Raw genomic sequence first — 1703 nt, 5'->3', positions numbered from 1 at the left:
CATCACGGCGGCCGAGGTCCGGCCGTAGACGCCCGCGCCGCCGTAGGCCTCGACGATGTCAGCACGGAGCGGGTAGCTGTCGAGCTGGGCCGCCAGGCGAAGGCCGCGCATCGACGCGACGGGGTGGACGCGCCACACGACGGGCTTGTCCGGGTTGGAAAGGCTGAGGCAGGCCGCGTAGTTCTCGGAGACCCACGGCTTGACCCAGACGGCCGCGCCGCGGAAGGTGCCGATCTGGCGGTTGTTGGTCACCGTCTGGTCGAGGCGCGTCGTCTCGATCTGGCCGTCGGCGATCTTGATCCCGACCTCCTGGAGCGGCTTGAAGTCCTCGAGCTCAGTCCAGTACGCCTCGTCGGCCGTGTTGACGTAGACGACGACGTCGTCCGCGTTGCCGTGCTCGACGACGTCCACCACGAACGCCACTGCGGCGCCGTTGCGCTCGGCGGCGGTCGCGGTCGCGAAGTCGATGGCCCGGTAGTGCGAGTGGGTGGCCGCGCTGAACTCCTCGTTGTTGGGGCCGCGCGGGATCCCGGCGCCGTCGGCGTTGGCGAGCGCCTTGACGAACAGGTCCACGCCCTTGGCCGCCGTGAACCGCTCGACGAAGGTGTAGTTGACCGGGTTAGTCAAGGCACGGCGGATCGACTTCAGGATCCACGAGAGGTACGCCTTCTCGCGGGCGATGGTCTGGCGCGCGATGTCGGCCGGGGTCGCGATGGTGAGGTAGTCCTTCGTCCAGCCGATGGCGTGGAAGACCTTCTTCATCGGGAAGCCGACCGGGCTTCCGCCCTCGACCTTCTGGGCGGCCGGGCTGCCGAGCTCGTCGGCCTCGATCATCTCGGCGCCCTCCGTGCTGCCGTAGCGGCGCTGGAGGTCGGGCGTGACCTCGACCAAGTCGGAGATGGCGTCCTCGACCTGCGTCGAATACTGGTCGAGCTCTCGGTTGATGGTCTCGGCGACGGTGTCCTCGCCGTAGGCGATGACGCTGCGGTCCTGGACGGCGAGGAGGTCGTCGAGCGTGTGTGTGCCAGTGCGGGCCATGGTGGTAGAGGCTGTGCTCAGTGTGCCCGTTGCGGGCGGGGTGGAGGGACGCGGCCGGACCGGAGCCGCGCGGTCGGGCTAGGCGGCCCGCGTGATGAGGATGTGGTGGTTGTCGAGCACCCGGGCCACCGGCTCGCCCGAGTTGGCCAGTGCCGTGTCGGCCAAGAGGCCGCCGGTGCCGAGGAACAAGTCGTCGTCCGGGCTCACGCCGTCAGCGCTGAAGTCGTCGGAGTAGTAGAACACCGAGTTCTGTCGGAACACGGTGACCGGCTCGTCCTCGACGTAGCCCTTGCCCGTGAAGCCGATCAGACGCGCGTTCGGAGCCGAATCGCCGGAGGCGGGCACCATGTCGCCGGTCGTCGGGTCGATGCGGACGGGCACGGCGGCGGCAGCGATCGCCTGGTTGGCCCGCATCGGGTCACCGGGGAGCTTCGGGATCTTGTTGCCGGACTGGATCGCGCTCGTCGCGTCGATGGAGGCCTTGAGGGAGCGGTTGACGTTGGCCATCGGGGGGCGCCTCTAGGGCGGGGATGGAAAGGGAGTGCCGCCGAACGGCGGCGGGGAGACCTAAACGGAGACGCGCGGCCTCGAGGCCGGACGTGCAGTGGTGGTGCTGCCGCCCGTCCCGGCGGCCGACTGGCCCGGGAGCGTGGGCGGGGTGGAGC

2 protein-coding genes are annotated in these 1703 nt (G+C 69.8%); both read right to left on the bottom strand.

The genetic code is table 11. The annotated features are described in order from the left end of the window. Window positions 1-1038 (bottom strand): hypothetical protein (locus tag WBA11_RS16625; RefSeq protein WP_424521766.1); only part of this gene is annotated, 1038 nt, incomplete at its 3' end. A 78-nt stretch (window positions 1039-1116) separates the two neighbouring features. After that, on the bottom strand, window positions 1117-1545 hold the full coding sequence (locus tag WBA11_RS16620) for a hypothetical protein (protein WP_424521765.1): 429 nt from the start codon (window positions 1543-1545) through the stop codon (window positions 1117-1119). Window positions 1546-1703: the final 158 nt, after the last annotated feature.

Origin of the sequence: Rubrivirga sp. (genome assembly GCF_049648075.1) — a bacterium.
Lineage (GTDB): Bacteria > Bacteroidota > Rhodothermia > Rhodothermales > Rubricoccaceae > Rubrivirga.
This window is presented reverse-complemented; position numbering and strand designations above follow the sequence as displayed.